The 25,483-nt window shown below is 60.1% G+C and carries 25 protein-coding genes; 12 read left to right on the forward strand and 13 right to left on the reverse strand.

Annotation, left to right across the window (positions count from 1 at the left end; genetic code table 11):
• Positions 1-13 precede the first annotated feature (13 nt).
• The 5 genes from FRT59_RS13375 to fdhA all read left to right on the forward strand — a co-directional run bounded on the left by FRT59_RS13375 (position 14) and on the right by fdhA (position 6,597).
• Positions 14-316: a sarcosine oxidase subunit delta gene (locus FRT59_RS13375; protein WP_034116139.1), complete on the forward strand. Its 303-nt coding sequence runs from the start codon at positions 14-16 to the stop codon at positions 314-316.
• Positions 313-3,330, forward strand: coding sequence for a sarcosine oxidase subunit alpha (locus FRT59_RS13380; RefSeq protein WP_153871412.1), 3,018 nt, complete (start codon positions 313-315; stop codon positions 3,328-3,330). The genes FRT59_RS13375 and FRT59_RS13380 overlap by 4 nt, the downstream gene beginning before the upstream one ends.
• Positions 3,331-3,695: 365 nt before the next feature.
• Positions 3,696-4,328, forward strand: coding sequence for a sarcosine oxidase subunit gamma (locus FRT59_RS13385; RefSeq protein ID WP_153871413.1), 633 nt, complete (start codon positions 3,696-3,698; stop codon positions 4,326-4,328).
• 10 nt (positions 4,329-4,338) lie between these two features.
• Positions 4,339-5,196 carry a formyltetrahydrofolate deformylase gene (gene purU, locus FRT59_RS13390; RefSeq protein WP_034116136.1) on the forward strand — a complete coding sequence of 286 codons (858 nt, stop codon included), beginning with the start codon at positions 4,339-4,341 and terminating at the stop codon, positions 5,194-5,196.
• A 201-nt stretch (positions 5,197-5,397) separates the two neighbouring features.
• The gene (gene fdhA / locus FRT59_RS13395; protein ID WP_153871414.1) at positions 5,398-6,597 is read left to right on the forward strand and encodes a formaldehyde dehydrogenase, glutathione-independent; all 1,200 of its coding nucleotides are present in this window, start codon (positions 5,398-5,400) and stop codon (positions 6,595-6,597) included.
• Between the two features lie 49 nt (positions 6,598-6,646).
• Here fdhA and FRT59_RS13400 read toward each other — a convergent pair whose 3' ends face one another.
• The 4 genes from FRT59_RS13400 to FRT59_RS13415 form a co-directional block, all read right to left on the reverse strand.
• The gene (locus FRT59_RS13400; RefSeq protein ID WP_153871415.1) at positions 6,647-7,009 is read right to left on the reverse strand and encodes a hypothetical protein; all 363 of its coding nucleotides are present in this window, start codon (positions 7,007-7,009) and stop codon (positions 6,647-6,649) included.
• The gene (locus FRT59_RS13405) at positions 7,010-7,984 is read right to left on the reverse strand and encodes a hypothetical protein (RefSeq protein WP_034116133.1); all 975 of its coding nucleotides are present in this window, start codon (positions 7,982-7,984) and stop codon (positions 7,010-7,012) included. It lies immediately after the preceding gene.
• Between the two features lie 121 nt (positions 7,985-8,105).
• The gene (locus FRT59_RS13410) at positions 8,106-8,366 is read right to left on the reverse strand and encodes a hypothetical protein (RefSeq protein WP_233094278.1); all 261 of its coding nucleotides are present in this window, start codon (positions 8,364-8,366) and stop codon (positions 8,106-8,108) included.
• Positions 8,367-8,582: 216 nt separating this feature from the next.
• The gene (locus tag FRT59_RS13415) at positions 8,583-9,041 is read right to left on the reverse strand and encodes an anti-sigma factor domain-containing protein (protein ID WP_034116131.1); all 459 of its coding nucleotides are present in this window, start codon (positions 9,039-9,041) and stop codon (positions 8,583-8,585) included.
• A gap of 136 nt (positions 9,042-9,177) precedes the next feature.
• On the opposite strand from FRT59_RS13415, the gene FRT59_RS13420 reads away from it, so the two are divergent.
• A complete protein-coding gene (locus FRT59_RS13420) occupies positions 9,178-9,750 on the forward strand; it encodes a DUF2780 domain-containing protein (RefSeq protein ID WP_153871416.1) in 573 nt (190 codons plus the stop codon).
• A gap of 181 nt (positions 9,751-9,931) precedes the next feature.
• Complete coding sequence (locus tag FRT59_RS13425; protein WP_153871417.1) at positions 9,932-10,519, forward strand: hypothetical protein; 588 nt, start codon at positions 9,932-9,934, stop codon at positions 10,517-10,519.
• 37 nt (positions 10,520-10,556) lie between these two features.
• Here the strand turns inward: FRT59_RS13425 and FRT59_RS13430 are convergent, their stop codons facing one another.
• On the reverse strand, positions 10,557-11,447 hold the full coding sequence (locus FRT59_RS13430) for an acyltransferase (protein ID WP_153871418.1): 891 nt from the start codon (positions 11,445-11,447) through the stop codon (positions 10,557-10,559).
• Between the two features lie 171 nt (positions 11,448-11,618).
• Between FRT59_RS13430 and rloA2 the strand changes: the two genes are divergently transcribed.
• From rloA2 to creD, 4 genes are read left to right on the forward strand one after another with little or no spacing between them, the layout of a single operon-like run.
• Entirely contained in the window at positions 11,619-12,134 is a 516-nt protein-coding gene (gene rloA2 / locus FRT59_RS13435) for a retropepsin-like aspartic peptidase RloA2 (protein ID WP_198809873.1), read from the forward strand.
• 8 nt (positions 12,135-12,142) lie between these two features.
• Positions 12,143-12,811, forward strand: coding sequence for a two-component system response regulator CreB (gene creB, locus FRT59_RS13440; RefSeq protein ID WP_034116126.1), 669 nt, complete (start codon positions 12,143-12,145; stop codon positions 12,809-12,811).
• The gene (gene creC, locus FRT59_RS13445) at positions 12,811-14,250 is read left to right on the forward strand and encodes a two-component system sensor histidine kinase CreC (RefSeq protein WP_153837515.1); all 1,440 of its coding nucleotides are present in this window, start codon (positions 12,811-12,813) and stop codon (positions 14,248-14,250) included. Before creB ends, creC begins: the two co-directional genes overlap by 1 nt.
• Positions 14,251-14,301: 51 nt before the next feature.
• The gene (gene creD / locus FRT59_RS13450; RefSeq protein ID WP_153871420.1) at positions 14,302-15,651 is read left to right on the forward strand and encodes a cell envelope integrity protein CreD; all 1,350 of its coding nucleotides are present in this window, start codon (positions 14,302-14,304) and stop codon (positions 15,649-15,651) included.
• 174 nt (positions 15,652-15,825) lie between these two features.
• Here the strand turns inward: creD and FRT59_RS13455 are convergent, their stop codons facing one another.
• The 8 genes from FRT59_RS13455 to FRT59_RS13490 form a co-directional block, all read right to left on the reverse strand.
• A complete protein-coding gene (locus tag FRT59_RS13455; protein ID WP_153837517.1) occupies positions 15,826-16,455 on the reverse strand; it encodes a glutathione S-transferase in 630 nt (209 codons plus the stop codon).
• 82 nt (positions 16,456-16,537) lie between these two features.
• Positions 16,538-16,720 carry a hypothetical protein gene (locus FRT59_RS13460; RefSeq protein ID WP_034116122.1) on the reverse strand — a complete coding sequence of 61 codons (183 nt, stop codon included), beginning with the start codon at positions 16,718-16,720 and terminating at the stop codon, positions 16,538-16,540.
• Positions 16,717-17,820, reverse strand: a complete 1,104-nt coding sequence (locus FRT59_RS13465; protein ID WP_034116121.1) for a PepSY-associated TM helix domain-containing protein — start codon at positions 17,818-17,820, stop codon at positions 16,717-16,719. The genes FRT59_RS13460 and FRT59_RS13465 overlap by 4 nt, the downstream gene beginning before the upstream one ends.
• 62 nt (positions 17,821-17,882) lie before the next feature.
• Positions 17,883-20,312: a TonB-dependent siderophore receptor gene (locus FRT59_RS13470; RefSeq protein WP_153871421.1), complete on the reverse strand. Its 2,430-nt coding sequence runs from the start codon at positions 20,310-20,312 to the stop codon at positions 17,883-17,885.
• Positions 20,313-20,531: 219 nt separating this feature from the next.
• Positions 20,532-21,500, reverse strand: coding sequence for a FecR domain-containing protein (locus tag FRT59_RS13475; protein ID WP_198809872.1), 969 nt, complete (start codon positions 21,498-21,500; stop codon positions 20,532-20,534).
• Entirely contained in the window at positions 21,497-22,015 is a 519-nt protein-coding gene (locus FRT59_RS13480; protein WP_034116118.1) for an RNA polymerase sigma factor, read from the reverse strand. Before FRT59_RS13480 ends, FRT59_RS13475 begins: the two co-directional genes overlap by 4 nt.
• Before the next feature lie 100 nt (positions 22,016-22,115).
• Positions 22,116-22,823, reverse strand: coding sequence for a 3'-5' exonuclease (locus tag FRT59_RS13485; RefSeq protein ID WP_162524803.1), 708 nt, complete (start codon positions 22,821-22,823; stop codon positions 22,116-22,118).
• Positions 22,820-24,742, reverse strand: coding sequence for a putative nucleotidyltransferase substrate binding domain-containing protein (locus FRT59_RS13490; RefSeq protein ID WP_153871466.1), 1,923 nt, complete (start codon positions 24,740-24,742; stop codon positions 22,820-22,822). Before FRT59_RS13490 ends, FRT59_RS13485 begins: the two co-directional genes overlap by 4 nt.
• A 246-nt stretch (positions 24,743-24,988) precedes the next feature.
• Here FRT59_RS13490 and FRT59_RS13495 point away from each other — a divergent pair, with 246 nt between their 5' ends.
• A complete protein-coding gene (locus FRT59_RS13495; protein ID WP_034116116.1) occupies positions 24,989-25,435 on the forward strand; it encodes a response regulator in 447 nt (148 codons plus the stop codon).
• The last annotated feature ends 48 nt before the right edge of the window (positions 25,436-25,483 follow it).

Consider the following 25,483-nt stretch of genomic DNA (forward strand, 5'->3'; position numbering starts at 1 on the left):
GGAGAAATTCCCTATGTTGCATATCTTCTGCCCTCACTGCTTTGAGCTGCGCTCCGAAGAGGAATTCCACGCGTCCGGCCAAGCGCACATCCCGCGCCCGCTGGACCCGAATGCCTGCACCGATGAAGAGTGGGGCGACTACATGTTCTTCCGCGACAACCCCCGTGGCCTGCACCACGAACTGTGGATCCATGCCGCCGGTTGCCGCCAATATTTCAACGCCACCCGCGACACCCTGACCTACGAAATTCTTGAAACCTACAAGATCGGCGAGAAGCCGCAATTCACCGCCAAGGCTTCTGGAGAGAAGGTATGAGCCAGATCAATCGCCTGTCCAACGGTGGCCGCATCGACCGCAATAAAGTCCTGACGTTTACGTTCAACAGCCAGAGCTACAAAGGCTTTGAAGGTGACACCCTGGCTGCTGCGTTGCTGGCCAATGGCGTCGACATCATTGGCCGCAGCTTCAAGTACTCGCGGCCTCGCGGGATCTTCGCCGCTGGCGCCGAAGAGCCCAACGCGGTGTTGCAGATCGGTGCCACTGAAGCTACGCAAATCCCGAACGTGCGCGCTACGCAACAGGCGCTGTATCAGGGCCTGGTCGCCACCAGCACGAACGGCTGGCCGAGCGTCAACAACGACATGATGGGCATTCTCGGCAAGGTCGGCGGCAAACTGATGCCGCCGGGTTTCTACTACAAAACCTTCATGTATCCGCAGTCGTTCTGGATGACCTACGAGAAGTACATCCGCAAGGCCGCAGGTCTGGGGCGCTCGCCGACCGAGAACGACCCGGACACCTACGACAACTTCAACCGTCACTGCGATGTGCTGGTGGTGGGCGCCGGTCCCGCCGGCCTCGCCGCAGCTTTGGCCGCGGCCCGCAGCGGTGCGCGGGTGATCATCGCCGATGAGCAGGAAGAGTTCGGCGGCTCCTTGCTCGACTCCCGCGAAAGCCTCGACGGCAAGCCGGCCACCGAGTGGGTTGCCAGCGTGATCGCTGAACTCAAGGCCCTGCCGGACGTGGTGCTGCTGCCCCGCGCCACTGTCAACGGTTACCACGACCATAACTTCCTGACCATTCACGAACGCCTCACCGATCACCTCGGTGACCGTGCGCCGATTGGCGTGGTGCGCCAGCGTATTCACCGGGTACGCGCCAAGCGCGTCGTACTGGCGACCGGTGCGTGCGAGCGTCCGCTGGTGTATGGCAACAATGACGTGCCGGGCAATATGCTCGCCGGTGCTGTGTCGACTTACGTACGCCGCTACGGCGTGGCGCCGGGTAAAAAGCTGGTGCTGTCGACCAACAACGATCACGCCTACCGCGTGGCGCTGGACTGGTTCGATGCTGGCCTTACCGTAGTGGCGGTGGCCGATGCGCGCCACAACCCACGCGGCGCTTTGGTTGAAGAAGCCCGGGCCAAGGGCATTCGTATCCTCACCGGCAGTGCCGTGATCGAAGCCCGTGGCAGTAAGCATGTGAGCGGCGCTCGCGTAGCGGCCATTGACGTCAAGGCACACAAAGTCACCAGCCCCGGTGAATGGCTGGACTGCGACCTGGTCGCCAGCTCCGGTGGCTACAGCCCGGTGGTCCACTTGGCTTCGCACCTGGGCGGCAAGCCGACCTGGCGCGAGGATATTCTCGGTTTTGTACCCGGCGAAGCACCACAGAAACGCGTGTGCGTCGGTGGTATCAACGGCGTCTACGGCCTTGGTGATTCCCTCGCCGATGGTTTTGAAGGCGGCGTGCGCGCGGCCAGCGAAGCCGGGTTTGCCCCGGTGGAAGGTACCCTGCCCAAGGCCTTGAGCCGTCTGGAGGAACCGACCCTGGCGCTGTTCCAAGTACCGCATGAAAAAGCCACTGCACGGGCGCCGAAGCAATTTGTCGACCTGCAAAACGACGTCACCGCCGCCGCCATCGAACTCGCCACCCGCGAAGGTTTCGAGTCGGTGGAGCACGTCAAACGCTACACCGCGCTGGGGTTCGGTACCGACCAGGGCAAGCTCGGCAACGTCAACGGCCTGGCGATTGCCGCCCGTTCGTTGAACGTAACCATCCCGCAGATGGGCACCACCATGTTCCGCCCCAACTACACGCCGGTGACCTTCGGCGCCGTCGCGGGCCGCCACTGTGGGCATATCTTCGAGCCAGTGCGCTACACCGCGCTGCAAGCCTGGCATGTGAAAAACGGTGCCGAGTTTGAAGACGTTGGGCAGTGGAAACGCCCGTGGTATTTCCCGCGCAACGGTGAAGACCTGCACGCGGCGGTGAAGCGTGAGTGCCTGGCGGTGCGCGACAGCGTCGGCCTGCTTGATGCGTCGACCCTGGGCAAGATCGACATCCAGGGCCCTGACGCCCGTGAATTCCTCAACCGCATCTACAGCAACGCCTGGACCAAGCTCGACGTGGGCAAGGCGCGCTACGGCCTGATGTGCAAGGAAGACGGCATGGTCTTCGATGACGGTGTCACCGCCTGTCTCGCCGACAACCATTTCCTGATGACTACCACCACTGGCGGCGCCGCCCGCGTGTTGCAGTGGCTGGAAATCTACCAACAGACAGAATGGCCAGACCTCAAGGTGTACTTCACCTCGGTCACCGACCACTGGGCGACCATGACTCTGTCCGGCCCCAACAGCCGCAAGCTGCTGGCAGAAGTGACTGATATCGACCTGGACAAGGACGGCTTCCCGTTCATGACCTGGAAAGAAGGCCTGGTCGGCGGCGTACCGGCGCGGGTGTTCCGTATCTCGTTTACCGGTGAGCTGTCGTACGAAGTCAACGTGCAGGCCGACTACGCCATGGGCGTGCTGGAACAGATCGTCGAGGCTGGCAAGAAATACAACCTGACCCCGTACGGCACCGAGACCATGCACGTACTGCGCGCCGAGAAAGGCTTCATCATCGTTGGGCAAGACACCGATGGCTCGATGACCCCGGACGACCTGAACATGGGCTGGTGTGTAGGCCGGACCAAACCGTTCTCGTGGATCGGCTGGCGTGGCATGAATCGCGAAGACTGCGTGCGTGAAGAGCGCAAGCAACTGGTGGGTTTGAAGCCGATCGATCCAGCCGTGTGGCTGCCGGAAGGCGCGCAGTTGGTGTTCGATCCGAAGCAGGCGATTCCGATGAAGATGGTCGGTCATGTCACGTCAAGCTATGCGCACAACTCCCTCGGCTATTCGTTCGCGATGGCGGTGGTGAAGGGCGGCTTGAAGCGTATTGGCGAGCGGGTGTTTTCACCGCAGGCGGATGGCAGCGTGATCGAAGCAGAGATTGTGTCTTCGGTGTTCTATGACCCGAAAGGTGATCGGCAGAACATCTGATAGACCGCGGCGCGGCCATCGGGAGCAAGCCCCCTCCCACATTTGAAGGTATTCACAAATCAAAATGTGGGAGGGGCGGTGCGACGATTCGACTTGCTCCCGATGAGGCCATCAGCCTCACAACAGAATTCAGGAAAGGTGCTTTATGCCAGCAGCCAATGTTTACCAACAACGCCCCACCACCGTCTATGACCCGAAAGGTGATCGGCAGAACATCTGATAGACCGCGGCGCGGCCATCGGGAGCAAGCCCCCTCCCACATTTGAAGGTATTCACAAATCAAAATGTGGGAGGGGCGGTGCGACGATTCGACTTGCTCCCGATGAGGCCATCAGCCTCACAACAGAATTCAGGAAAGGTGCTTTATGCCAGCAGCCAATGTTTACCAACAACGCCCCACCACCGGCGCCAAGGCCGAGTCGTCGCTGCACCATGCCGACCTCGCCAGCCTGGTCGGCAAGGGCCGCAAGAACGCCGGCGTGACCGTGTGTGAAAAGAAACTCCTCGGCCACCTGACCATCCGTGGTGATGGTCATGATGCGGCTTTCGCTGCCGGCGTGCACAAAGCGCTGGATATCGAATTGCCCGGCGCCTTGCAAGTCATCGTCAAAGGCGAAACCAGCCTGCAATGGCTCGGCCCGGATGAATGGCTGCTTATTGTTCCAAGCGGTGAAGAGTTCGCCGCCGAGCAAAACCTGCGTGCCGCGCTGGGTGATCTGCATATCCAGATCGTCAACGTCAGCGGCGGCCAGCAGCTCCTTGAGCTCAGCGGCCCGAACGTGCGTGACGTGCTGATGAAGTCCACCAGCTATGACGTGCACCCCAATAACTTCCCAGTGGGCAAGGCGGTGGGCACGGTGTTCGCCAAATCGCAGCTGGTGATTCGCCACACGGCTGAAGATACCTGGGAGCTGGTGATCCGTCGCAGCTTCTCGGATTACTGGTGGTTGTGGTTGCAGGATGCCTCGGCCGAATTCGGCCTGAGTGTCCAAGCCTGAGGAGTGACCCATGAGCCGCGCACCTGATACATGGATTTTGACCGCCGATTGCCCCAGCGTGCTCGGCACGGTGGACGCGGTCACCCGCTACCTGTTCGAGCAAGGTTGCTATGTCACTGAACACCACTCGTTCGATGACCGCCTTTCGGGCCGGTTTTTCATTCGCGTGGAGTTCCGCCAGCCCGACGGTTTCGACGAGCAGGCTTTTCGTGCTGGCCTGGCGACGCGTGGTGAAGCCTTCGGGATGATCTTCGAGCTGACGGCGCCGAACTACCGGCCAAAAGTGGTGATCATGGTCTCCAAGGCCGATCACTGCCTGAATGACCTGTTGTATCGCCAGCGCATCGGCCAATTGTCGATGGAGGTGGTCGCGGTGGTCTCTAACCATCCCGACCTCAAGCCTTTGGCCGACTGGCACCAGATTCCCTACTACCATTTCCCGCTGGACCCCAACGACAAGCCGTCCCAGGAGCGTCAGGTATGGCAGGTGGTGGAAGACACCGGCGCCGAACTGGTGATCCTTGCGCGCTACATGCAGGTGTTGTCGCCCGAGCTGTGCCGCAAGCTGGACGGCAAGGCCATCAATATCCATCACTCGTTGCTGCCGGGGTTCAAGGGCGCCAAGCCGTATCACCAGGCGTACAACAAGGGCGTGAAACTGGTGGGCGCCACGGCGCATTACATCAACAACGATTTGGACGAAGGCCCGATTATCGCCCAGGGCGTGGAAGTGGTGGATCACAGCCACTATCCGGAAGATTTGATTGCCAAGGGGCGGGATATTGAGGGGCTGACGTTGGCCCGGGCGGTGGGGTATCACATCGAGCGGCGGGTTTTTCTGAACGCCAATAGAACAGTGGTGCTCTGACTGACGCCATCGGGAGCAAGCCCCCTCCCACATTTGAAGGTATTCACAAATCAAAATGTGGGAGGGGCGGTGCGACGATTCGACTTGCTCCCGATGAGGCCCTTGCAAACAACGCAAAAACAGCATCTGTACCCGAGCACTTAACGCGCTGCCCACCCAATGGGCAATGCAGTTCCATAAAAACAACAGCGAGGTGAAAGCATGTCTGGTAATCGTGGTGTCGTGTATCTCGGCAACGGTAAGGTCGAAGTACAGAAAATCGACTATCCCAAAATGCAGGACCCCCGTGGCAGGAAGATTGAGCACGGCGTCATCCTGCGCGTGGTTTCCACCAACATCTGCGGCTCCGACCAACACATGGTGCGCGGCCGTACCACTGCCCAGACCGGCCTGGTGCTCGGGCATGAAATCACTGGCGAAGTGATCGAGAAGGGCAGTGACGTTGAGAACCTGAAGCTCGGCGACTTGGTGTCAGTACCCTTCAACGTGGCCTGCGGCCGCTGCCGCTCGTGCAAAGAGCAACACACCGGCGTATGCCTGACCGTCAACCCGGCCCGTGCCGGTGGTGCCTACGGCTATGTGGACATGGGCGACTGGACCGGCGGCCAGGCCGAATACGTGCTGGTGCCGTATGCCGACTTCAACCTGCTCAAGCTGCCGGACCGCGACAAGGCCATGGAAAAAATCCGTGACCTGACCTGCCTCTCCGACATCCTGCCCACCGGTTACCATGGCGCGGTCACGGCTGGCGTTGGCCCAGGCAGCACCGTGTACATCGCCGGCGCCGGCCCTGTCGGCCTGGCGGCAGCCGCGTCGGCTCGCCTGCTGGGCGCGGCAGTTGTGATCATTGGCGACGTCAACCCGATCCGCCTGGCCCATGCCAAGGCCCAGGGTTTTGAAATCGCCGACCTGTCCAAGGACACCCCGCTGCACGAACAGATCGCCGCACTGCTGGGCGAGCCGGAAGTGGACTGCGCCGTCGATGCCGTAGGCTTCGAAGCTCGTGGTCATGGCCATGAAGGCGCCAAGGCGGAGGCTCCGGCCACCGTGCTCAACTCGTTGATGGGCGTGGTGCGGGTGGCAGGCAAGATCGGTATTCCTGGCCTGTACGTGACCGAAGACCCCGGCGCGGTGGATGCCGCCGCAAAAATGGGCAGCCTGAGCATTCGTTTCGGTTTGGGTTGGGCCAAATCCCACAGCTTCCACACCGGGCAGACACCGGTGATGAAGTACAACCGCCAGTTGATGCAGGCGATTATGTGGGACCGGATCAACATTGCTGAAATCGTCGGCGTGCAAGTCATCAGCCTGGATGATGCGCCCCGTGGGTATGGCGAGTTCGATGCGGGCGTGCCGAAGAAGTTTGTGATTGATCCGCATAAGTTGTTCAGTGCGGCGTAAGGTTGAGGGTCAGTATGAGGGTGCCTCTGTGCGCCCTTGTATTAGGTGGTTAGTAGAAGTACAAAAAATACGAACTGATCATCATGGTTGTAACGGAAGTTAAAAGGAGGAGTGATGGTATAACCATCCAATATTTGAGCGTTCGTGGGATTTTTTCAACGTCTTCGACAAGTGCCAAGCGCCGCCATTGAAATATTCTCGGGATAAGAATGACAGTCGCCATGGCTAATACGCGTTGCGGCCTCCCATCAAACGGGGTATTGCGAAAAGTATGCCTGTTCCCGACTATGTAAGTGCTGAATTGCAGATAGCGTTCTGCGGCATCAAGTTTTTTAAACATGACATAAGCGATGAGCGGAAAGCTTAGTAACATGATGGCGCCCGCGCACATGCCGATATATTCCAAGGCCATTTAATCCCTCACAGTCTTATAGAGGAGTTTACCCGCGCCTTCTCCCATTGCGCTTCCTAGCTTTCCGACTGCGAGCCCACCTGCGGCGCCGCCGACGATTGCGCAGGCCAATGCTCCGGCGCCCGCTGTCGGTATGCCAAAAACGAGCATACAGACGCCAGTACCGACATGGGCCCCAATTATCCCACCTGCTGATGCGCCGCTTACGCCAAGCACTAATTTCCCTCCTTCGACATATTTTGCCTGGGTACATTCTTGCTCACGTCCTGTCGAGCATGCCTCTGTGATTTCCAGCGCTGTTGCCCCGACATCCAGCGCGATACCAATGTAGGTCCCCTGCTTCAACATCTGTGAAGCCTTGGCCACACGTTTAACGGTTTCTTCATACCCACGAATCTCCCCATGCTGCCAGTAACGTTTACTGGAAATCCCCAGCATTTTTTTAATCGCCCCCTCGTTTTTCAAACCTGTTCCAAACCGAGCCACCCCGGATATCTGCCCGTCGAGCTTTGCAAACAGCGCACGACGTTTGACCAAAAATTCATCTCTCGCAGTTGTGGTGCCCCTGCTCAAGTACTTCTTATGCAAATCATCGATTTCCTTGAGGGTTGTCTCGATTTGCGCCAAGTGCTTGCTCCAAGCGCTGCTGGCGCTACCAATTCCGATAGAGGCGTTGGACATGATGGCCTGCAACTGATCATAGTTTTTGATCAGGAATTGATCGGCAGCAGAGTGCGCCATCAGGTCATGTTTGACGCTCTGCGCTGAACGCATCAGCCAGGCCTCTTCAGTGGTGCAAGATGCTGTGCGTGGGTCAGGGATGATCACCAACTGCCCAGGCAACACCACGGTGTTGCGGATATGCTGGTTAAGGGTGTCGAATTTGGTTTGCGTATGAGGATTGAGAGAAAGGCTTTGCTTGAGTGCCGGATAAGGCTGCTGTTGATCGTTGATAAATGCATAGGGTCCCTGCATCGCGTACACCTCCTAAGTAGCTGAGGCGCTCGACTATAAGAAGGTGCTACAGGCGAGGTAAGACGCGTGCAGGGGCGTTTTTAACGTTTAAGAAAGGGACTACTTAAGTCCAGACTCATGCCTACGGCTGTAACCGCCTGCTGATCACATCCAGCAAATCGCACCCATCCCGCAACGGAATTGCACAGAGCAAGGCAAAGTCCTGGAGGACGATGTTGTCGGTTTGCAGTCCCTCGCGAAACGCCAGGTTTTCCATGACTTGGGTCACCGCGCGGATGCGGTAGACGGCGGCGTCGTGGAGAACTTCGAGAGGCACTTGGGTGTCGATGAGCAGGGAAGGAGTGGTGCTGTCGTGGCCGGTGAGCGGCATGTATCGATTCATGTTTTAAACCCATTCAAATAGAAGTGGGCTACACACTTTATTCGTCGCCAAACGAATTGGATGGCAGCTGTACGCAGGTTGGCGAACCGGGAATGGAACCGGCAGACCCGAAGGTCTCCCGCGCACAGCCACCATGAAGGCAGCTATTTAGGCTGACTGACACTCGGCATTCGCGAGCAAGCCCGCTCCCACAGGGGATCTTGGGTGGTGCAGGTTTCAGCGAGCGGCCAATGCACCTTGATAGATCGTCGGGCCGGTTGGCTGCTTGCTCAATGAGCCTCCCTTGGTTTCCGCACTCACCATCAACTCTACCGGCTTGCTGATGGATTCCTGCTGACGTGGGTTCAAGCCGATGATGCCCTTGCCGTCTTCCGGCAACAGGCCAAGAGAGACCGGCGAACCGCCTTCCGGAATGGCCCACAACTCCAGGCTTTGGTCGGGTGCAGTAGCAGTGGCCGCAATCGGCTGCACTTCCAGGTAGTCCTTGTGGGCCATGATCTGTGCCGCTGGCTGCTGGGTAGTGGTCACCAGCGTGGCGGCGGCCTTGACGCTGTCCTGGGTGTAGAGGGCGCCGCCAATGCCGGCAATCACCACTGCACAGGCGCCAACGAACAGGCGCGGGCGGCTCCAGAACGGAGGCTTTTGCTCAATCACTTGGGGTTGGATCGCAGTCATAAGTCTCTTCCTGACAAATTTTGTAGTCAGTGCATGGACCCACTTATCCCGAATGGGTTCCGGTGACGCCTTGGAACAACCGACGAGATACCCAGTCCAACGCCTGCTTTTGTTCCTACATTCAGAGGTTGTCTTGATGAAGATTTCACGCGGTTTTGCCCTTTCTTGCCTGATGACCCTGGCGGCTGGCCCGGTGTTCGCCGCAGGCTTCAACCTTGGCGATGCGGCCAATGCCATCTCGGGCATGCAAGGCGGTAACAACAAGGCCGCAGCCGCTGCACCGTCGTCCGAGACAGCCGGCCTGCTCAGCGCACTGACCTCGCAACTCAACATCACCCCAGAACAGGCTGTCGGCGGTACTGGCGCCATGTTGGGCCTGGCCAAGAACAAACTGAGCGGTAACGACTATTCGCAACTGGGCAACAGTGTGCCGGGCCTGGACAAGCTGTCGGGTAACAACGCATTGGGCAGTCTCGGCGCCTTGAGCGGCATGCTCGGCCAGAGCGGTGGCAGCAAGACCAGCGGTCTTGATGGTTTACTGGGTAACGTGAAGAACACCAATGACCTGAACACGGCGTTCAGCGCCTTGGGCATGGATGGCGGGATGGTGAGTCAGTTTGCCCCGGTGATCCTCAAATACTTGGGCGGCCAAGGCGCCAGTGAGTCGGTATTGGGCAAGCTGGCCCAAGCATGGGGCACTGGCAGTTAGGTAGTGTGCACTTCGCACACGCGGCAGTCATTTTTATTGATGTTGAAGGTGAAGGATCATACGCAAATAAATCTTTTGAGCCGCAGGGAACTGTAGGAAGACATACGCCACACATTGTTACCTTTCAAGGTTCCGCCATTGGCGGACTTGAGAGGTTTTTTTTGACTTAAACGGTGGCGCTATGAAAGAAATAAGTTTGCAGGATGTCAAGAATTTTATAAATGTGCCTGAAGTACCGAGGCATGAGGACGATGACGTTCGCGCATACCTCGAATCACTGGGAATCAACTATGAGACTTCCGAATACAACCGGAATAGATCACGTTCGCCCAGGAGTATCCAAGAGTCCCAGACTGATCTTCGTTTTGCTGTGCAGGAGGGCATCGACGGTGCCGCAAAGGCAAGGAATCCTGAACATGCCCTTAGCCCAATACTCGCTGGCTTGGCGGATTTCATCGCCCCAGGTGCAGCAGACCGATTTGATTCCAAGGGGCAGCTTGACCATCTGCGAACTGCCTTGGGAGGGGAGGGAGGCGCTTCTAACGGCACGCGATCCCTACCAGGCGAGCAAAAACAGCCTGACCCACAAACGTACGATAAAGTCGCAGGCGATTTGGCCCAGAGTTTTCGCCTGTTCGCAGACTCAAATTCAAATCTCGGAGCGTTGTTCGAGTCGCTGAAGGGCGCATTCAGCGAAGCGAACCAGGCCGGTCTGGAGACTGAAAAGTTGCTTGCTGGCCTTGCGGGCGCGTTAAAAAAGCCTGCGTGACCCCCGTACCACCGACCGTGGAAAAGCGCAGGTGGCTTCACTCCACCAGCGCGTCAAGCCTCTGGTCCTTCTCCATCCAGAGCTGATTCACCCAGTTCTGGACGGTCTGGCGAAACGCCGGATCATTCTCGTAATCGCCCTGCCACAACGCTGGGTCCAACTCGCGGGTGCGGATATCAATGATCACTTTTGGCACCGCGCCGCTGATCAAGTCCCAGAACCCCGGAATCTTTTGCTGCTGCTTTTGAGATGGATAGACCACCGTCACGTCGAGTACCGCGTCCAGCTGTTCACCCATCGCCGCCAGTACAAACGCCACGCCCCCGGCCTTGGGCTTGAGCAGGTGCTTGAACGGCGAGGCCTGCTGTTTGTGTTTGGCCGCGCTGAACCGCGTGCCTTCCAGGTAATTGACCACGGTCACCGGCTGGCGCTTGAACAGCTCACACGCCTGCTTGGTGATCTTCAGGTCCTGGCCGGCCAGTTCCGGGTGCTTGGCCAGGAATGCCTTGGTGTAGCGCTTCATGAACGGGTAATCCAGCGCCCACCACGCCAGGCCGAGGAAGGGCACCCAGATCAGCTCTTTTTTCAGGAAGAATTTGAAGAACGGCGTGCGCCGGTTCAACGCCTGGATCAGCGCCGGGATATCGACCCAGGATTGGTGGTTGCTGATCACGAGGTAGGAGGTGTCACCGCGCAGGTCGCCGCCGCCACGGATGTCCCATTGGGTGGGGATACACAGCGAGAAGATCAGCTTGTCGATCTCGGCCCAGGTCTCGGCGATCCACATCACCGCCCAGGACGCGTAATCGCGAAGGCGACCCGGGGCCACCAGCTTGAGCAGGGCAAACACCATCAGCGGTCCGAACAGCACCAGGGTGTTGAGCAGTAGCAGCAGTGTGACAAAACAGCCGGTGAGCAGGCGGCGCATAAATAACTCTTGGGATCTTGTGGGCGGGTCATGATAAGCAAGGTGAGTCTAGAGGCCAAATCGCAAATCGGCGGACGAATGTTTCACAATGTGCCTTGTATGCTCGGTCATCCAACTAAGTGCTGTGTTTGCGGTCTAGAATCCGCCCACTTCTTTCGAGGAAATCATGCCGTGAAATTGCTCCTTGCTGTGTTCGCCCTAGCTGTTCCCATTATGGCTGCTGTGCCTGTGATGGCCGCCGAGCCGACCCTCTACGGTCGCTACGAATACATCCAGTTGCCGGAGATCGGCGAAACCTTCAAGGCCAAGATGGACACTGGCGCGCTGACTGCCTCGCTGTCGGCTCGGGACATCGAGACCTTCACCCGCGACGGCGATGAGTGGGTGCGCTTCCGCCTCGGCGGCAAGGACGCCGGCAACAAGGTCTACGAGCACCAGGTGTCGCGCATCAGCAAGATCAAGAGCCGCGCTGATGAGGACGATGACAAGGACGAGCCGTCTGTGGCCAAGCGTCCGGTGGTCGACCTGGAAATGTGCCTGGGCAACGTCAAGCGCACCGTCGAGGTCAACCTCACCGACCGCAGCAGCTTCAACTACCCGCTGTTGATCGGCGCCAAGGCCCTGCGTGAATTTGGCGCAGCGGTAAACCCGGCACGTCGCTACACTGCCGACAAACCGGACTGCTGATAGAGCCCATGCCGCACATCCTGATTGTCGAAGACGAAGCGGCGATTGCCGACACGCTGATCTTTGCCCTGCAAGGCGAGGGCTTCACCACCACGTGGCTGACCCTCGGCCAGGCGGCGTTGGAGCATCAACGCCAAACCCCTGCCGACCTGATCATCCTCGACATCGGCCTGCCGGACATCACCGGCTTTGAAACCTGCAAGCAATTGCGCCGGTTCAGCGAAGTGCCAGTGATGTTCCTCAGTGCCCGCGATGCCGAGATTGACCGCGTGGTGGGGCTGGAGATCGGCGCCGATGATTATGTGGTCAAGCCCTTCAGCCCTCGGGAAGTGGCGGCGCGGGTCCGGGCGATTCTCAAGCGTGTCGGCCCGGGTGTGGCGCCAACGCTGTTCCAGGTGGATCTTGAGCGCATGCAGATCAACTATCGCGGGCAGCCCTTGAGCCTCACGCGCCATGAGTTCCGCCTGCTGCAAAGCCTGTTGGACCAACCCGAGCGGGTCTTCAGCCGTGAGCAACTGCTGGACGCGGTCGGCGTGCCTGCCGATGCCGGCTACGAGCGCAACATCGACAGCCACATCAAAAGCCTGCGCAGCAAACTGCGTAGCGTGGCAGCCGATGCCGAACCGATCCAGACCCATCGCGGCCTGGGCTACAGCTACAGTCCGAGCACCAGCTGATGCGCCTGGGGCTGCGGATTTTCCTGGTGTATGCGCTGTTTATCGGTCTGACCGGCTACTTCGTGCTCAACACCGTCATGAAGGAAATCCGTCCCGGCGTGCGCCAGTCCACCGAAGAAACCCTGGTGGACACTGCCAACCTGCTGGCTGAAATCCTGCGCGCGGACGTGAAGAACGGCACCCTCGGCCAGAGCCATTGGCCAGAGTTGCTCAAGGCCTACGGCAGCCGCCAACCGGGCGCGACGATCTGGGGCCTGCCGAAAAACCAGGTCAACCACCGTATCTACGTCACCGATGCCAAGGGCACGGTGCTGCTCGATTCCACGGGCGAAGCGGTGGGCCAGGACTATTCGAAATGGAACGACGTGTACCTGACCCTGCGTGGCGAGTACGGTGCACGGTCAACCCGTAGCGAACTGGACGATCCCGCTTCGTCGGTGATGCACGTGGGCGCACCGATTCGCGATAACGGCCAGATCATCGGCGTGGTCACCGTGGCCAAGCCCAACAGTTCACTGCAACCCTATGTCGACCGCACCGAGCGCCGCCTGCTGTGGTACGGCGCAGGGCTGGTGGTGCTCGGCTTGCTGCTGGGCGCGGTGTTGTCGTGGTGGTTGAGCGTTGCGCTGCGCCGGTTGACGGCGTACGCCGAGGCGGTCAGCGAAGGGCGCCGCGCCGAGTTGCCCCATTACCGTGGCGGCGAGTTGAAGCAGTTGTCCACCGCTGTGGAGCACATGCGCACGCAACTGGAGGGCAAGGCCTACGTCGAGCATTACGTGCACACCCTGACCCATGAACTGAAAAGCCCGTTGGCAGCGATTCGCGGCGCGGCGGAGCTGTTGCAGGGCGAGATGAGCCGTGAACAGCAGCAGCGTTTTATCGGCAATATCGACAGTGAAAGCGCACGCCTGCAGCAGTTGATCGAGCGTCTGCTGAACCTGGCGCAGGTGGAGCAACGCCAAGGGCTGGAAGAGCAGTCGAGCATCCCGCTGGCCGCCTTGGTCGAGGATGTTCTCAAGGCCCAGTGTGCGCGGATCGAAGGCGCCGCTTTGCAAGTTGAGCAGGCGATTACTGCCGACGTGCGGGTGTTTGGCGAACCCTTCCTGCTGCGCCAGGCCCTGGGCAACCTGCTGGACAACGCCCTGGATTTCACCCCGCCCGGCGGTGCGCTGCGGTTCAGTGCGCAGGTGCGGCATAACGATGTGCAGGTCAGCCTGTTCAACCAGGCCGCACCGATTCCCGATTACGCCTTACCGCGCCTGAGCGAGCGTTTCTACTCGCTGCCACGCCCAGCCAGCGGGCGCAAAAGCACCGGCCTGGGGCTTAACTTTGTCGAAGAAGTGATGAAGCTGCACGGCGGCGCGCTGCAGATTGGCAATGTGCCAGGCGGGGTGCAAGCGGTGCTGCATCTCCACACAGTCTCCACATTGCCCACATAAATCTCCCATACGTATTCCCCAGACTCTCCCCATCAAAACAGGGAGAGACCCATGAACCGCAGCCTGCTTTTCAAACTTGGCGCGATTGCGCTGCTGATTCTGTTGTTGCTGATTCCGTTGCTGATGATCAACGGCATCATCAGCGACCGCCAGCAACTGCGCGACGGCGTATTGATGGACATCGCCCGCAGTTCCAGCTACGCCCAGCGCCTTACCGGGCCAGTGATGGTGGTGCCGTACCGAAAGACTGTGCGCGAGTGGAAACTCAATGAAAAACTCAACAAACGCTACGAAGAAACCCGTGAAGAGCGCGGTCGTCTGTATTTCCTGCCGGAGCGTTTTGAGCTCGACGGCAAGGTGCAAACCGAACTGCGCTCGCGGGGCATCTACCAGGCGCGATTTTTCCACGCCGACAACCGTATCAGCGGGCGTTTCGAGTTGCCTGCGCAGTTAGGGATCACGGAAAACTTCGCGGATTATCGCTTTGAACCGGCGTTTCTGGCGGTGGGCATCAGCGATATTCGCGGCATCGAAAACGCGTTGAAACTGGAACTGGGCGACCAGCGCCTGGAGTTCTCCCCAGGCTCTCAAGTGGACTGGCTGGGCGAGGGGGTGCATGTAGCGTTACCGCAGCAGGACGGCGAGAAACCCGCTGTGCTGGAGTTCGCCTTCGACCTGCGCCTGCAAGGCACCGAACAACTGCAAGTGGTGCCGGTGGGCAAGACCAGCCAAGTGTCACTGGCCTCCAACTGGCCGCACCCGAGTTTTATCGGCAACTTCCTGCCGGCTCAACGGGAAGTCACCGACAAAGGGTTTACCGCCAACTGGCAGACCTCATTCTTCTCCACCAACCTCGAACAAGCCCTGCAAAGCTGCCTGGACCGGCAAGGCTGTGAGGACTTCACCAACCGCAGCTTTGGCGTGAATTTCATCGACCCGGTGGACCAGTACCTCAAGAGCGACCGTGCGATCAAATATGCGCTGTTGTTTATCGCCCTGACCTTTGCCGGCTTCTTCCTGTTCGAGGTGCTCAAGAGCCTGGCGGTGCACCCCATCCAGTACGCGTTGGTGGGTGTTGCGCTGGCGTTCTTCTACCTGCTGCTGTTGTCGTTGTCCGAACATGTGGGCTTTGCCCTGGCGTACCTGATATCGGCCAGTGCCTGTGTGGCGTTGATCGGGTTCTACGTGTGCCATGTGCTGCGCAGCGTCGCTCATGGGCTGGGGTTCTCGGCGGGGTTGGCGGCGTTGTATGGCCTGTTGTACGGGTTGCTGAGTGCCGAGGATTACGCGCTGCTGATGGGCTCGTTGTTGCTGTTCGGCCTGCTGGGCACGGTGATGGTGCTGACGCGCAAACTGGATTGGTATGGGGTGGGCAAGCGTAAGGTGGAGGAAGTGCAATGATTGGGTTGCGCGAAGATCAGCAAATGAAGGTGAGGATGGTCAACTTCCTCAATCACACCGCAGCCGAATGTGGGAGGGGGCTTGCTCCCGATTGCGGCGTGTCATTGGGCACATCTATTTCTGAACCACCGCTATCGGGAGCAAGCCCCCTCCCACATTCGGCGGCGGTGAGTTTTAGATGGACGGTTGGGTCTGCCGCATCGAAGGCCGTTGGCTGACCTCGGCGTACCAGGCGGCGAGCTTGGGATTATCTGCGCGCCATTGCAGGTCCGGGTGGCGGAAGTCCAGGTAACCCAGGGCACAGGCGACGCTGATGGCGGCGATGTCGAAGTGGCTGGCCAGTTCGGCAATGGCGCCCTGTTCCAGCTCGGCGAGGGCACGGCGGATCTTGTTGCGCTGTTCATCCAGCCATTGGTCCCAGTGTTTTTCCGTCGGGCGCATGGCGGTTTCGTAACGCACCAGCACGGCGGCATCCATGATGCCGTCGGCCAGCGAGGCCAGGGTCAGGCGCCGCCAGCGGGCCGAGCCATCGCGGGGGATCAGCGGGTTGCCGACGTGCTGGTGGTCGAAGTAGTCGAGGATCACCCGGCTGTCGTGCAGTACCGAACCGTCGGCCAGGCGCAGGGCAGGGATCTTGCCCACGGGGTTACCTTGCAGCACCTGGGCGTCCGGGTTGACCGGCGTCGGCATGCAGGCGTGCAGGGCCACGCGGTCTTGCTGGCCGGTCTCGATCAGCAGCACGCGGACTTTGCGCACGAACGGCGATGCGGGGTTGTGGAACAAGGTCATGCTGGGTACGGACATGGGCATTCCTCGAAATGGACTGTGGTTAGCGTAGAGGCTTGCGCAGTGGCTGGCGAGGGGATTTTCGGTGATTCTGAGGCCCTCAGCTGCGCCGCTGGACCAACGCCCAAACACCAATGACAGCAGGTATGCCCAACCCCACCCAACTCAACGAATCCCACACCCCATCCCCCAGCAACGCCGCAAACAAGCCGGCGGCACTGAGCAGGCCAATCCCCAGCGGAATGCCAAAGACCTTCCAGAAGTTCGACTGCCGTGGCTTCATACCTTGGCCGCCTTGCGCCGCACGATCCACAAGTAAATTCCGCTCACCAGCACGACGATGGTCAGCACATCCAGCACCGCCCACAGGATCTTCATCGGCATGCCGCCGTAATCACCGAAGTGCAGCGGTTGGGACATGCCCATGGCGTCCATGTACCACGGCCGTTCGGCGGTGGCGGTAACGGCCAGGGTGCTGGCGTCGATCAGCACCGGCGTCAGCAGATGGGAGGTCAGGTGCGTGCTGCCTTTCATGAACACGGCGTAGTGATGCTCACTGGAAAACCGCGTGCCGGGGAAGGCGATAAAGTCTGGCTCCATGCCCGGCGCGGCCTTGGCGGCAATGCTCAGCAGCTCGGTGGCAGGCGCGCGATGGCTCAGCGGCGGGGCGTTTTTATACGGTTCGATCATCGCGCTGAGGCTGTCCTGGCGCCAGGCGGCGATGATCAGGTCAGCGCTGGCGCTGATCACGCCGGTCACGCCCACCACCAGCGCCCAGGTCAGGGTCACCACGCCAATCAGGTTGTGCAGGTCGAGCCAGCGCAGGCGAGTGGACTTGTCCTGGCGCACGGTGGCGAACTTCAAGCGGCGCATGAACGGCAGGTACAACACCGTGCCGGAAATAATCGCCAGCACAAACAGAATGCCCATGAACGCCAGCAACAACTTGCCCGGCAGCCCGGCGAACATATCCACATGCAGGCGCAGCAGGAACAGGGTCAAGCCGCCATTCGCCGCCGGTGTCTCCACCGCTTCACCCGTGCGGGCATCGAGCATGAAGGTATGGGACGAGTTTGGCTCGGTGCCGGCCGTGGCCGCCATGATTGCGATCACACCGTTCTTGTCGTCTTCGTCCCAGGCCAGGTATTGCATGGCGTCGCCAGGGCGATGGGCCTGCGCTTTAGCCACAAGCTGCTCAAGGTTGAGCTGCGGCGTATCGGCGGGCATCTGCGCAAGCTCGGGCTCGTTGCCCAGCAGATGGTCGATCTCATGGTGGAACACCAGCGGCAGGCCGGTGAGGGCGAGCAGCAGCAGGAATACGGTGCAGATCAGGCTGGTCCAGGTATGGATGAAGGACCAGCGGCGGATGGTTTTGCTTTTCATTTTCTAGCCTTCAGACACACCGAAGCCGCCCTCTGGGGCGGCCTGGTTGTTAACTCAACCGATTACCACTGGTAGGTGGCGCTGGCGACTACGCTGCGCTGGTCGCCGAAGTAGCAGTAGGAACCATCACAGGTGGAAATGTAGTCCTTGTTGAATAGGTTGGTCGCGTTCACTTTCACCGACGCCCCTTTGAGGCTGTTATCCAGGCGGCCGAGGTCGTAGTGCACGGCGCCGTCGAAGACGGTGTAGGCGTTGGCTTTGCCGGCCCAGGTATTGGCCTGGTCGCCATAGGTATTGCCAGTGTAGCGGGCGCCAAAACCAATGCCGAAACCGTCGAGCACGCCGGTGTGCCAGGTGTAGTCGGTCCACAGGGAGGCTTGCTGGTTTGGCATCAGTTGCAGGCGGTTGCCTTTGAACTCGCCTTTTTGCACTTCGGATTTGGCCAGGGTGTACGCCGCAATTACCTTGAGGTTTTCGGTTACGTCGGATACGGCTTCCAGCTCCAGGCCCTTGACCTTCACTTCGCCGGACTGGTCGGTGACCGATACGCCGCCGGACTGGAAGCTGGTGACTTGCACGTTCTTCTGGGTCAGGTCGTAGACGGCTGCACTGAGTAGGGTGTTGGAACCGGGTGGTTGGTATTTGATCCCCAACTCCCACTGCTTGCCTTCTGTTGGTTTAAACGACTTCACGGGGTCTACGCTGGCGTTGCTCGCAGGCTGGAACGACTCGGCGTATGAGAGGTAGGGCACAAAGCCCGAGTCAAACACATAGCTCAACGCCGCGTTGCCACTGAAATTTTTGCTGCGGTCGGTGTTGGTTGCGTCGTTCTTGTTGAAGTAGGTGGTGCCCTGGTGCACCCAATCTTCCCGACCGCCCAGGGTCAGGCGCCATTGGTCCAGCGCCATCTGATCTTGCACGTAGAGGCCGGTCTGTACGGTTTTCTGGTTGTAATCGTAGAACGCCGTGGAGCGCGCCGGGCGCACGATCGGTTGGCCGTAGACCGGATTGAAGATGTTGGTGGTGCCGCCGTCGCCGAAAATCGCCAGATACGAGGTGTCGGTGCGCTGATGATCCAGGCCGAGCAGCACGGTATGGGTGATGTCGCCGGTGGCGAAGTCTGCCTGGAAGTTGTTATCCACCGCGAATTGACCAATATCCTCGTCCACATTGGTCGAGGAGCGGCTGATATTGCCGTTGGCGTCAGCCGGGGAGAAGGCATAGGAGCCAACGGTCAGTTGTTGGAAGGCCAGTTCCGATTTGGTGTACCGCAGGTTCTGACGGAACTGCCAAGTGTCATTGAAACGATGCTCAAAGGCATAGCCCAGTGCGTAGTAAGTGCGGTCGTAGAAGTCGTAATCCGGATCGCCCAGGTTCTTGTGGTGCGAGACTTCTCCCAGCGGCGATTTGATCTTGGTGCCCTGGATCGGCAGGAACTGGCTGGTAGCTCCGGTATCGTCACGGGTGAACTGCGAGAGCAAGGTCAACTTGGTATCGGTATCGATGTTCCAGGTCAGGCTCGGCGCGATGTTGTAGCGCTTGTTGTCGATGTGATCGACCTGTGTACCGGCATCGCGCACTACACCGCTGACACTGTAGAGAAACTCGCCTTCATCATCGATCTTGCCGGTGCTGGCGAAGTTGATCTGGCGGTAGTTGTCACTGCCGTATTGCAGTTGGATGGCGTTGCTCGATTCGGCACTTGGGCGCCGGCTGACCATGTCCAACAGGCCACCCGGTGGAGTTTGGCCATAGACCGACGAGGCCGGGCCGCGCAGCAGGGCTAGACGATCCAGGTTCCAGGTTTCGGCTTTCGGGTTGGCGTACACGCCGCGGGGCAGCGGTAGGCCATCGAGGAATTGGGTGGGTTCGAAACCGCGCACGCGCATCCAGTCGTAGCGGGTGTCGCTGCCGTAGCTGGCGGACACGATACCGGGCATGTATTTGACTGCGTCGTCGAGGTTCTGGACGTTACGGTCCTGCATCTGCTCGCGGGTGGCCACCGAGATTGAACGTGGCGCCTCGACCAGCGCGGTGTCGGTTTTGGTGCCGGCAGCGGTGCGCTTTGCCAGGTAGCCGTCCACCGGCCCCCAAGCGCTTTCATAATTGCCCTGGGCAATGATGCTGGTTTCCGGTAACGCAACTACACCGTCTGGAATCGCCACCAACGTAAAAGTCCCCGCCGTGCTCTGCTCCAACTGCAACCCTGTCCCGCGCAACGCCTCACGCAACGCGCCCTGCGCATCGAACTGGCCCTTGACCGGGGTTGAGGTCTTGCCGGCGGCGAGTGTCGGGTTGAGGGTCAGCGCCAGGCCGGCCTGGCTGGCGATCTGATTCAGGGTGGCGGCCAATGGCGCGGCCGGCAGGTTATAGGCGCGCACGCTGGAGGCTTGTTCAGCAGCGATCAGCGAAGTGCTCGCCAGCGGGGCGCTGAGGGCGATGGCCAGGGCTAACAGGCTGGGGCGCAACAAGGTGTCTAGCGTGCGGGACATAGGGGCGGCTCCTGAATGGAAATATTTCTCAATTGCCTAGGTGCCGAGTGAGAATCGGAAAGTGATAGGGGCAGGTGAAACTATTTTTTCCAGGGGGGTCTTGAGGGCCTCTTCGCGAGCAAGCCCGCTCCCACACTTGACCGCGTTCAGTCAGGCAAAACACCGTCAAATGTGGGAGCGGGCTTGCTCGCGAAAGCAATCGCCCAGCCACCTCAAACCTTAAGGCTTGCCGGTAACGGTCACCCACCACGGCGTGTGCTGCTCGATCTGCACGGGCAAGGTCGGCAATAGCGCGTTCAACGCCAGGGTGGTGTCGTGCAGCGGGAAGCTGCCGGTGATGCGCAGGTCGGCCACGTTTTTATCCACGCCCAGGTACCCGGTGCGGTAGCGACTCAGTTCATTGATCACATCGCCCAGGCGAGCGTTGTCGACCACCAACATGCCGCGGGTCCAGGCATCGGAGGCCGGGGTGACAGCCAGTGTCGGCCCCAGGCCATCGCTGCGCATCAGCACCTGCTGGCCTGCCTTGAAAATCTGTTCCTGGTGCAGTGCCTCAGGCTGAGCGGCCACGGCCGATTGCAGCACGCTCAGGCGCGTCGCGTCGTCTTCGCGTTTGACGATAAAACGCGTGCCCAGCGCCCGCAGGCTGCCGTCGCGGGTTTGCACATAGAAAGGGCGTGCATCGTCATGGCCGGTTTCGACGAGGATTTCGCCTTCCTGCAACACGATCAACCGGCGTTTTTCATCGAAGCGCACATCAATCGCGCTATGGGTGTTGAGGTTGATCAACGTACCGTCGGCCAGTTTCAGCGTGCGTTGCTCGCCGGTAGCCGTGCGTTGGTCGGCCAGCCAATAGTGGATCGGCACGTAGCGCTCGCCGGCAAACAGCGCCAGGCCGCATACCAGTACGATACTCGCCAGGCCACGGCCCAATTTGCGCACGCGCTGGCGAATGCCTTGGCGCGATTGCAGCAAGGCCGCCCTTGCCGGGCCCGAGGCTGCGCTGAAACGCTGGTCGAGCATGCCCAACTGGCGCCAGGCGCGGGCATGTTCCTCATCGCTGGCCAGCCATTTGGCGAACTCTTCCTGTTCCACCGCGCTGCCGTCACCCGAGTCGAGGGACAGTTGCCAGGCAATCGCGGCATCCAGCACCCGCGCCGACACCGGTCTGGAACCGATGGCCGTCACGAAGGCTCGCCATACAGCGCGATGTAGCACTGGCGAATGCCCTGGGCCAGGTACTGGCGCACACGGGGCACCGACACGCCGAGGCGTTGGGCGATTTCTGCGTGGCCCAGGCCGTCGAGGCGGTTATATAGGAAAGCGGCGCGGGCCTTGCTCGACAGCGTGCCGAGCAGGCGGTCGATGGCTTTCAAGTCTTCCAGGATCAGTTGCTGTTCTTCCGGCGAAGGGTGTTCGCTTTCGGGGATCAGCATTAATTCGGTGAGATACGCTTGTTCAAGGGCGGCGCGCCGGAAGTAGTCGAACAGCAGGCCCTTGGCGATGGCCACCAGGAACGCCCGGGGTTCACGGGGTTCGCGCAGCTCATCACGGCCCAGCAGGCGCATGAAGGTGTCCTGGCTCAGGTCTTCGGCGCGGCTCGGGCAGGCCACATTGCGCCGCAGCCAGGCCAGCAGCCAGCCGCGATGGTCGCGATACAACGCGCCAACAAGCTCACTGTGTGGGGTCTGGACCGACGACAAGGCATCACCGAATAAACGAGGGGTTTAAACTAACGAGAATTATTCGCGATTGTGTCAGAGGCGTAGGGTGGGCGCAATTGGCGTCTGTCGGGAGATGACGTTAAAACGATGGCGCTTGTTGACGCCGTTTCCACTGGGCCAAACGCTCCTGCAGCGCGCGGGGCGTGTCGATCTGCTGCAGCCTGGCACGGCTGAACAGGATCAGCATCAGCTCCGCCGTAGCCAGAGCATCGGCGCTGGCGTGATGGCGTTCGCCGGCCTGGAGCTTGAAATGGTTGAGCCAGTCGTCCAGCCCGGCCTCGCGTAGCGTGGTGTCGGGGCACAACAGCGGCGCCAGGTCGGCCACGTCCAGAAAGGGATGGGCCAGGCGATAACCCAGGCTGTCCTTGAGCGCCCGGCCTAGCATGTGTTGATCGAAGGGCGCATGGAAGGCCAGCAACGGGCTGTCGCCCACAAACGCCATGAAATCCAGCAACGCCTCGGCCGGATCGCTGCCGGCAGCGATGGCACTGGGGCCCAGCCCGTGGATCAGCACGCTGGGGCTGAGCTTGGTGTCGGAGCGTTGCAGGGTGCGTTCAAACAGTTGGGAGAAATCCACCGCACCGTCCTCGATGACCACGGCGCCGATGGACAGCACCTGGTCACGGTTAAGGTTCAGGCCGCTGGTTTCCAGGTCCACCACCACCCAGCGCTGGCTGCGCAATGAGTCGTCGCCCAATACGCGAGGCTTGGGCAATTGCGCCAGGCGCTGTTGCTGCACCGCGCTCAGTCCAGGTTTTTTCTTATGCAACCAGCCGAACAAACTCACAGTTGATACCGCAAGGTCAGGCTGCTTTGCAGGCGCTGGGCCTGGCGCAGGGATTCACGCAGGATGCGCCGGTCAAGATGGTTGAGGCTATCGGGGTCGACGCGGTTGGAATAGGGCTGGTTCTCGCGGGTCTGCAACTGGTGCTGCTGCATGCGCGTCTGCTGGATAAAGTGGTAGGCCTCTTCATAGGCGGCGCCATCCAGCGGCTCGATCACTTGCTTGTCCACCAGCTGGCGCAGGCGCTCCAGGGTGTTATTGGCGTGGATGCCATTGGCCAGGGCCAGCAGGCGCGCACCGTCTACGAACGGGGTCAGGCCCTGCACCTTGAGGTCGAGGGTAGCTTTTTCGCCGCCTTTGCGGGTCAGCACGAACTCGCGGAAACGCCCTACCGGTGGGCGCTGGCGTAACGCGTTTTCGGCCAACATACGTTGGAACAAGCGGTTATCCGCGACTTGGTCGAGAATGCCCTGGCGCAATTGCTCGCAACCCTGCTCGTCGCCCCACACCACACGCAAATCAAAGTAAATGCTCGAGCCCAGCAGGTTCTCCGGCGTTGCTTCACGGATAAACGCACCGAAGCGCCGCGCCCATTCCACTCGGGACAAGCACAGCTCGGGGTTGCCGGCCATGATATTGCCCTTGCACAGGCTGAAGCCGCACAGCGCCAGGCTCTGGTTGATGTGCTGCGCCAGAGGCAGCAAGCGGCCACGAATCTCGGCAGCTTCGACGGCGTCCTTGGCCTCGAACAGGATGCCGTTGTCCTGGTCGGTGTACAGCGTTTGTTCGCGGCGACCTTCGCTGCCGAAACACAACCAACTGAATGGCACGCCGGGGTCGCCTTTTTCAGCGAGGGTCAACTCGATCACCCGGCACACGGTGTGGTCGTTGAGCAGCGTAATGATGTGGGTGATCTGGGTGGACGACGCGCCATGGGCGAGCATGCGCTCCACCAACTGGCCGATTTCACCGCGAATCGCCACCAGGTTTTCCACCCGGGGCGCGTTACGGATGGTGCGGGCCAGGTGCACCAGGTCTACACGTTGCAAGGAGAACAGGTCACGCTCGGACACCACGCCACACAGACGCTGGTCTTTGACCAGGCACACATGGGCAATATGCCGCTCGGTCATGGCGATGGCCGCGTCGAAAGCGCTGTGGTCCGGGCTCAAGAAAAACGGCGCCTGAGTCATATGGGCTTCAATGCCCTGGCTGAAATCGCTGGTGCCATCAGCCACCACCTGGCGCAAATCACGCAGGGTGAAGATGCCCAGGGGCGCCTTGTGCTGGTCGACAATCACAATGCTGCCGACCTGCTGCTCGTGCATCAACGTCACCGCTTCACGCAACGGCGTGTATGGGCTGCAAGTGACCGGGTGGCGCATGGCCAATTCGCCCAGGCGGGTGTTCAGCGAGTATTGAGTGCCGAGGGTTTCCACGGCTTTTTGCTGCACCTGCTGGTTGACCTGATCGAGCAGGCTGCTGACCCCGCGCAAGGCGAAATCACGAAACGGGCTGGAAAGGGCGAACAGCTTGATAAAAGCGGGTTTGTTCAGTTGCAGGCAAAAGGTGTCTTCGGCCGCTTTGTGTTCGGTGCGGGTAGCGCGTTCACCCAGCAACGCGGCGAGGGGGAAGCACTCGCCAGTGGTGATTTCGAAGGTGGTGTCCGCCGAGTCTGGCCGTTCACCGACGACGCGGCCCTGCTTGACGATATAAAAGTGCTCAACCGGACCACCAGACGGTTTGAGGATGCTGTCGCCGGGGCCGTAGAAGCGCAGTTGGCACTGTTCCACCAGAAACGCGAGGTGCGCCTGTTCCATCTGGTTGAACGGCGGGAAGCGTTGCAGGAATTGCAGGGTGCCGTGAATGTTCTGCAACACAGCAGTTTTCCCTGCTTGTGCGAATGCATCAGCTTTACTCATAACAGTGACCGCAGTTTTTTTGTCGTTATCGTGCTGCATGGTCGACTCCTGCACGGCGGGTGCCCATTGGACGTAAGTCTAGGTGGATGAAAACCGCGCAAAACTAGGGAAAAACCTTACATGACTATCGTCCAAACCCCGTAGAACGCCCACTAGGCAAACTTTCCGACGAAGTGCACATTGTTCGCCCTTCCGCAGATGTCTGACGAGTGTGCTGGGAGATTGATTAGAACTGCTGAGAAACGTATGCCCGACCACGATATTTTGAGTGACGCCGAGCGCGAGGCGCTGAGCGCCGTGATGCTCGAGCCTGATTTACCGCCCCAACGTGTATTGATCGTGGACGACGACAAGGATGCGCGTGAACTGCTGGCGGAGATCCTGGGGCTGGACGGTATTCGCTGCATGACCGCCGACAGTGGCGAGGCGGCATGGGATTTGTTGAAATCAAGCAGCTCCATCGGTTTGTTGATCACCGACCTGCGCATGGCGCCGAGTAATGGCCTGGAGTTGATCCGCCAGGTGCGTGAGTCAACCCGTGCGGCGTTGCCGATCATCATCATGTCGGGCGACGCGGAAGCGCCGGATGTGATCGATGCGATGCACTTGAGTGTGGTGGATTTTTTGCTCAAGCCGATTGATAGCGTGAAGTTGGCGAAGTTGGTCAAGCGCGAGTTGGGGATGGCTTCCTGATTTTTGTGAGGCTGTGATCGCCTTATCGGGAGCAAGCCCCCTCCCACA

The sequence above is a fragment of the Pseudomonas haemolytica genome (assembly GCF_009659625.1).
GTDB classification, from domain to species: Bacteria; Pseudomonadota; Gammaproteobacteria; order Pseudomonadales; family Pseudomonadaceae; genus Aquipseudomonas; species Aquipseudomonas haemolytica.